Annotated in this window: 5 protein-coding genes; 1 reads left to right on the plus strand and 4 read right to left on the minus strand. The window is 60.9% G+C overall.

Translation table 11 applies throughout. The features are described 5' to 3' along the window. Positions 1-72: 72 nt before the first annotated feature. From GSM73_RS11785 to GSM73_RS11800, 4 genes are all read right to left on the minus strand, one after another. The gene (locus tag GSM73_RS11785; RefSeq protein WP_160892604.1) at positions 73-1,185 is read right to left on the minus strand and encodes an alkene reductase; all 1,113 of its coding nucleotides are present in this window, start codon (positions 1,183-1,185) and stop codon (positions 73-75) included. 148 nt (positions 1,186-1,333) lie between these two features. Further along, entirely contained in the window at positions 1,334-3,571 is a 2,238-nt protein-coding gene (locus GSM73_RS11790; RefSeq protein ID WP_160892606.1) for a molybdopterin cofactor-binding domain-containing protein, read from the minus strand. Continuing rightward, positions 3,568-4,041 carry a (2Fe-2S)-binding protein gene (locus tag GSM73_RS11795; protein WP_160892608.1) on the minus strand — a complete coding sequence of 158 codons (474 nt, stop codon included), beginning with the start codon at positions 4,039-4,041 and terminating at the stop codon, positions 3,568-3,570. The genes GSM73_RS11790 and GSM73_RS11795 overlap by 4 nt, the downstream gene beginning before the upstream one ends. Then, entirely contained in the window at positions 4,038-5,318 is a 1,281-nt protein-coding gene (locus tag GSM73_RS11800; protein ID WP_160892610.1) for a cytochrome c, read from the minus strand. The genes GSM73_RS11795 and GSM73_RS11800 overlap by 4 nt, the downstream gene beginning before the upstream one ends. A gap of 298 nt (positions 5,319-5,616) precedes the next feature. Here GSM73_RS11800 and GSM73_RS11805 point away from each other — a divergent pair, with 298 nt between their 5' ends. Then, positions 5,617-6,816 (plus strand): MFS transporter, encoded by a 1,200-nt coding sequence (locus GSM73_RS11805; RefSeq protein WP_160892612.1) that lies wholly within the window; start codon positions 5,617-5,619, stop codon positions 6,814-6,816. Positions 6,817-6,987 lie beyond the last annotated feature (171 nt).

Here is a 6,987-nt window from a genome sequence, read left to right on the forward strand (position 1 = left end):
GGCGGGCGTAGATTAAGTCAGCCGCCACAGTGGCGGCCGACTTTTGGCTTGGTCTATTACAACGGTCACAGCTCAGGAATGAAGCGGATAATCCACATATCCACGCTGGTCGCCACCAAAGAATGTGCTCGGATCCGGCGTATTGAGTGACAACCCTTCGCGAATTCGCCGTGGCAGATCAGGATTGGCCAGAAACGGCCTGCCGAACGCGATGATGTCCGCGCGGCCGTCGATCAGCGCCTGTTCTGCCGTCTTTGGATCGTAGCCACCGGCGATCATCAGTACGCCGTCCCAGGCTGCACGCAACTGACCGATAATGGCATCCCAGCGCGGATCGAAGTTCTCATCTTTTACAGTGCCGACGACGGCGGGCTCGACGAGGTGCAGGTAGGCCAGGTTCCAGTGGTTCAACGAACGCACGATATGGCCGAATGTAGCCTCAGGGGTTTCATCACCCATGCCCATGAAGCGCCCCATGGGTGTCAGACGCACGCCCACGCGTTCTGGACCGACCTCATCGACTACGGCAGCCACCACTTCCAGTAACAGGCGAGCACGATTTTCCAGGCTGCCGCCGTAACGGTCAGTGCGCTGGTTACTGTTACTGTTGATAAATTGATCCAGCAGATAACCATTGCCCGCGTGAATTTCCACACCATCCATTCCGGCGTTCATCGCATTGCGTGCAGCCTTGCGGTAGTCGCTGATAATGCCGGCGAGCTCCGAGGTTTGCAGCGCTCGTGGCACCGGCACATCACCCCAGACGCCGTGACCATCGGTATCGACAATGAACGTCTTGCCAGGTACGGGTAATGCACTCGGGGCAACCGGCAGCGCGTTGTCGGGCTGAAAACTGGGGTGCGATACGCGGCCCACATGCCAAAGCTGCATGAAGATCAAACCGCCCGCCTCATGCACGGCGTCGCTGACTTCGCCCCAGGCCTGCACCTGTTCATCGCTGTAGATGCCCGGCGTCCAGGCATAACCCTGGCCCTGTCGGGATATTTGCGTCGCTTCGGTGATGATCAAGGCGGCGCTTGCACGTTGGCGGTAGTACTCGGCATTCATCGCTGTCGGAATGTCGCCCGGTTGCCCGGCGCGAGAGCGTGTCAGCGGTGCCATCGCCACACGGTGGGCAAGCGTGTACGGACCTAAGGCGATGGGACGAAACAGATGTGGCGTCATGGTGTTCTCCAATAATCGAAAAGTGCAGGCAGGGTGGCGTCTGACCTGGGCCAGGCACTGGCTGTACTTAAGTTAAACGGCGCGATGACGCCTGATAATCCACACACTTCGCCACGCTGCATTGCGTGATTCGCAATGCAGCGTGGGTTTATGACGGCTGCTGCGAGCGAGTCAGGGGAAGGTTCAACCAGCGCCGCCCTGTGGCATTCGCGATGGCATTGCCAATGGCCGCAGCCATTGGTCCCTGGACAATCTCGGCGGCGCCGAGAAACGGTTGTCCCGGTTGATCGAGCAGATGGACGTCGACCTTTTTGGGCACTTGCGAAAAGCGCAGGATCGGGTAACCACTCCAGTCGTAGCTGCGAATGCCTCCGGGGTCATAGGCGACTTTTTCATACAGCGTCCAACTGGTTGACTGGACGACACCCCCTTGCACTTGGTTGCGCAAGCCGTCGGGATTGACGATCTGCCCAACGTCCACGGCTGTGACGACGTGATCGATCTGAACTTCGCCAGTCTGAGGGTGCACCTGAAGGCGCACCGCGATGGCGCAATACCCCATGATGTTTTTGTAGCGGGCGAACGCGAAACCTATGCCCGCGCCAGGAGCGCTGCTTCTTTGCGGCCAGGCAATGGCGTCGCGAACTCGCTCCACCACGGCCCGCGCCCTGGGATCGGTCAGATGGGCAAGCCGCAAGGCAACTGGATCGACTTCGGCCTTGATGGCCAGCTCGTCCATGCAGGCTTCGATTGCGAAAATGTTGATGTGCGCGCCGAGTGAACGCATGGCCGATGTGCGAAATGGCATCTCGGTGACGAAGTTCATGTCGATGCGCGTCGAGCCCAATGTGTACAAGGGCACCGCGTTGCGATCGCCGTCGCCTTCGGGTTGTGCGATAGGCACCGAAGGCGCAGAGATGAAAGGGCGGGCCAGCAGCCGCGCCGGCAGCAAGCGTCCGGCATTGACGATGCGTTCGTTATGAGGCGTGGTCCATAGCTCGCAGTTCCAGTCCTGCAGTCGACCCTGCGCATCAAGGTTGGCCTGGACCTCGGTAATCATCGCCGAGCTGTAGGGCTCCCAGAGATTTTCCTGTTCGCGCATCCACTGCACCCGAACCGGGGTGCCCGGTAGTCGCATGGCAATCAGCGCCGCGTCGGCCGCTGCATCGTCCGCGCCGTTGTGACCATAGCAACCCGAGCCTTCGGTGTGGATACAGCGAACGCGCTCGGGTGGCAGTCCTGTCATTTCGGCAATCCCGGCGCGCAGGGGGTACACACCCTGTGTGTGGGTCCAGACCGTGAGGGTGCCGTCCTTGAGCCAGGCCACGGCGCATGACGGGCCGATGGAACCGTGCATCAAATACTGTTTGGTTACGCGCACGCGGTAGCTATGGTGGGGCACGTCTTGCGGGGTACCTTCATGACTGATTGGATAACGGCGTGAGGGGAGCCGTTCGAGCAAGGTATGGATCGATCCAGACTCGGGGATTGCCTGTCCACCACTCCAATAGGCCGATTCGTATCCGCTGCGCATGGCCTTGATCGCTTGCCATTCATCAAGCGCCACCACGGCCAGATAATTACCATCACGAATCACTTGCACGACCCCGGGCAGCATCTTGATCGATTTCGCATCGAAGACCTCCAGCCTGCTGCCGGGACGCGGCGGGCGGATGACTCGCGCATGCACCATGCCTGGCAGACGAATGTCTTGAACGAACGCGGCACCGCCGCTGACTTTGGCCGCAATATCCAGCCTTTGCAGCGAATGGCCGATCAGCTTGAATTGCGTCGCCGGCATGACTGGCGATTCGGCCTTGGCGTAGAGGTGCAGATCGACATTCTTGACGGCGTCGGCATAGCTCATTCGCTGCCCAGTGGGGCCGAGAATGATGCCTTGCTCGGTGCTCAGCAGTGCCGGCAATACCTCCCAGCTACGCCCGGCCGACTCCAGCAGTAACTCACGCACCTGCGCCGCCGCGTTGTACAGCGCGGTCCCACTGTCGAAAATACTGTGGCTACCGGCGGTGTAGCCTTCGTTAGGTGTCAGAGCCGTATCGGCGGTAAGCAAATTGATCGCCGCCGGGGAGACTTCCAGGCGTTCCGCGGCTATTTGCAATAGGGCTGTCTTGACGCCGGTGCCCAACTCAACCTTGCCGGTGTAGACGGTGATGCCATCTGCGCCGACCCGGATCCAGGCATCGAGATAGGGGTTGGTGCGCAGGCTGCCGGGCAGGTCCGGCGCCCGCACTACCGTGCCAAGCGTATCAACTTCGGTGTCTGCCCATGCGCGTCGGGTCATCGGCGCGAGGGTGAATGCCATCAACAAGGCGCCGCCCTTCAAGAAGGCGCGGCGACTGTGAGCCATCTCTTTAACCTGCGTCATAGCGAACTCCGGTTTTGCCTGGCTACAAGGCTGATCGCGTCGATAATTCGCAGGTGGGTTCCGCACCGACACAGGTTGCCTGCCATGTACTGGCGTATGGTCTGTTCGTCCGGGGACGGATTGCTTTCCAGTAATGCCTGGGCGCGCATCAACATACCGGCGATGCAGTAGCCGCACTGGGCCGCCTGTTTATCGATGAAGGCCTTCTGTAAAGGGCCGGGGCGCTCGACGGTGCCGAGGCTTTCAACCGTTCTAACCTGTTTGCCTTCAAGGCCCGCGCAGGGTGTCACGCAGGAAAACACAGGCTTGTCATCGACAATGACGGTACAGGCACCGCATTGGCCCAAGCCGCACCCGTATTTGGCGCCATTGAGCCCCAGGTGATTGCGCAGCGCGTAGAGCAGCGGCATGTCAGGTTCCAGCTCCAGTGTCTGGGGCGAGCCGTTGACATTGAGAGTGACTTGGGTCATTTCGTCTCCTGGCGTATCGCTTCAAGGGTGGCAGAAAGGTCAGTCCAGGGTTGGTCGGGACTGGCCTGGTGGCGCAGGTATGACGCCAGGGCTGAGAGTTGGGCGTTGTCGAGGCTGGCGGCAAACGGCGGCATCACCGGACCCGGCACGCCCGGGGTGGCCGGGATGCCATCGAGTACGGTTTTCAGGAAGTTGCGCGCGCTTGAGGCTTGTAATGCTGACGTACGATTCAGCGCCGGACGCCCGTCGATTTCGCGCATCGGTGCCGCCGCGCCATGGCAACCGGCACAGGCGCTGGCGAAGAGCAGGGCGCCACTGGCTTGAGCGGTGGGCTCGGCGCTGGCAGCATCGGGATGGATTTCCCTGATCACAGCCCTGCCGGGCAGACTCAGCAAGTACTCGGCAATCGCCTCTGCATCGGCCACCGGCATGCGTGCCAGGCCAAGACTGACCGCACGCATCGGTCCAGCCGCGGTGCCATGCCCCTCCACGATTTCCGCGCGAAGGTAGCGCACCAATTGCTCAGTGCTCCATGCGTTTGCACGACGAGCCATGCCGAGCAGCGAAGGCGCTTGCCAACCCTCCACGGAACCGCCCGCCAGGCTTTCGCCGCTCTTCTGGGCACCGAGTAAGTTCAGAGGTGAATGACACCCTGCGCAGTGGCCGGGCCCTTGGACCAGATAACGCCCGCGATTCCAGGCTTCAGATTGTCGTGCTACTGGCGTGAGTGGCTTGGCGTGCAGGAACAGCAGATTCCAGAATGAGACTAGCGGGCGGATGTTCATCGGGAAGTTCATGTTGTTTTGCATGGCCGGTGAGTCCACGGCAGGGCCGCTCATCAAGTACGCATAGGCGTCAGCGATGTCGTCTGTGGTCATGCGCCGGTAATGTACATATGGAAAGGCCGGGTAAAGGAAGTGACCATCGCGTGAGATCCCTTCGCGCATCGCCCGCTCGAATGCCGGCAGCGACCATTGGCCAATTCCGGTCTGCGGATCCGCAGTGATATTGGTGCTGTAGAGCGTGCCAAACGGCGTTCTTAGCGGCAGGCCCCCCGCCATGTATTGGCCCCCGGGTCGTGTATGGCACACCGCACAATCGCCCGCCTCGACAACGCGAGCACCGCGTTGCAATTGTGCGGAATCGAAGGTTCGCGGACGCTCGATGGGGGCTATCGCCGGACGCCACATCAGCATCACGGCCCCGATGGCGCCTACCGAAGCCAGGACCACGGCGCTGATCCATAACGGCCTGGCTCTGATGAAACTGCCCTTCATGAAAATGCCCGGTGCCGCAGACGCGCGGTCGCAAGTGATGATGAGTTGGGGGTCATGAACAGCTCCTCGGTCAGCCTGGGAAGGGCGCCGGAGGAGAGACCTCTGCGCCAAGTGCCGAGGGTAAGGAAGGTGTGGCTGTTGGAGTATCCGCGGATCGCGCAATAGCCTGTTGCGCCAAGCGCAAGGCGAGTGCGCGTTGCATATGGCGCATCACTCAATTGCTCATGGGGTGGATTCTGCGGATCGACCGCTGCCTTTAGCCTTGACGCCACTTTCTCGAACTCAACGAGGTGTCATCATGCTCACGGGTAACCCGGCGGCAACGGCCAAGGCCGAACAATCTGCTTCACTCTCTGGCCTGATGGTCGCGTTCCTGGCGTTTTGCTGCGGCGCGGTCGTTGCCAACCTTTATTACGCTCAGCCAATTGTCGAACTGATCGCGCCGCAGATCGGCCTGTCCAGCGCCAATGCCAGTCTGATTGTTTCGCTCACACAGTTTGGTTATGCGTTGGGCCTGCTGTTGCTGGTGCCACTGGCCGACCTGATGGAAAACCGACGCCTTGTCGTGGGTTTTACCCTCGCCGCGAGCGTGACCCTGTTGTGTGCCGGTCTGACGCATTCGCCGTCGATGTTCCTCATATTGTCCCTGCTGATCGGTCTTACCTCAGTGGCGGTGCAGATTCTTGTGCCGCTGGCGGCGCATCTGGCGCCGGAAGCAACGCGTGGGCGCGTTGTTGGCAACATCATGAGCGGGCTGTTGCTGGGCATTCTGCTGTCACGTCCGCTGTCGAGCCTGCTGGTGGAAGTGTTCGGCTGGCGCGGGGTGTTTTTCAGCGCCGCGGCACTGATGGCCGTCATCGCCGTGATTATGGCGACTGCGCTGCCGCGGCGTGTGCCGACTCATCAGGCCACGTACCCGGCGTTGATCGGTTCGGTGTTTGCGCTTGCCCGTCGCCACCCGGTTCTGCGGCAACGTTCGTTGTATCAGGGCTTATTGTTCGCCAGCTTCAGCCTCTTCTGGACCCTCGCGCCCATTGAGCTGGTACGTAACCACGCGTTCAGTCAGGCGCAGGTTGCGATTTTTGCGCTGGTCGGAGCCGTCGGTGCATTGGCAGCACCGATTGCCGGGCGCTTGGCCGATGCTGGGCATGGCCGCCGCGGGACGCTGGCTGCACTGCTGTTGGCACCCGTCTCGCTATTGATCGCGGCGCTGCCTGGCAGCAGTTACCTCTGGCTGGTGGTGTGTGCAGTGCTGCTGGATTTCGCCGTGCAACTGAACATGGTGCTGGGCCAACGAGAGGTGTATGCCATCGACCCGCACAGTCGCGCGCGCCTGAATGCGGTTTACATGACCAGCATCTTCGTGGGTGGTGCCTTGGGCTCGTTGGTGGCGAGCCCACTGTATGAACATTTCGGCTGGAACCTGTCTGCCGTGACGGTGGCATTGTTGCCTGCTCTGGCTTTGCTAATGTTTCTGGGACGTAAGGCAGAGGCCTGAGCGCCAGGCGTCGGTGAAAGGTGTGAGGTACGTTCGTACAAGACGGCGCGAGACGAGTGATGCACAATCGTCTGCGTTCCTTTTCGACCGGATTGCACCTATGGACAAGCTGCTGGCATTGAAGATGTTTGTTGAAACCGTGCGTTGTGGTGGTTATTCCGCCGCGGCACG

Source organism: Pseudomonas sp. PICF6 (assembly GCF_009831705.1).
GTDB lineage: Bacteria > Pseudomonadota > Gammaproteobacteria > Pseudomonadales > Pseudomonadaceae > Aquipseudomonas > Aquipseudomonas rhizophila.

What these genes read in the sequence shown, in the direction of transcription:
- GSM73_RS11785 (WP_160892604.1), bottom strand. Translation starts at nt 1,185, where the DNA reads ATGACGCCACATCTGTTTCGTCCCATCGCCTTAGGTCCGTACACGCTT.
- GSM73_RS11790 (WP_160892606.1), bottom strand. Translation starts at nt 3,571, where the DNA reads ATGACGCAGGTTAAAGAGATGGCTCACAGTCGCCGCGCCTTCTTGAAG.
- GSM73_RS11795 (WP_160892608.1), bottom strand. Translation starts at nt 4,041, where the DNA reads ATGACCCAAGTCACTCTCAATGTCAACGGCTCGCCCCAGACACTGGAG.
- GSM73_RS11800 (WP_160892610.1), bottom strand. Translation starts at nt 5,318, where the DNA reads ATGAAGGGCAGTTTCATCAGAGCCAGGCCGTTATGGATCAGCGCCGTG.
- GSM73_RS11805 (WP_160892612.1), top strand. Translation starts at nt 5,617, where the DNA reads ATGCTCACGGGTAACCCGGCGGCAACGGCCAAGGCCGAACAATCTGCT.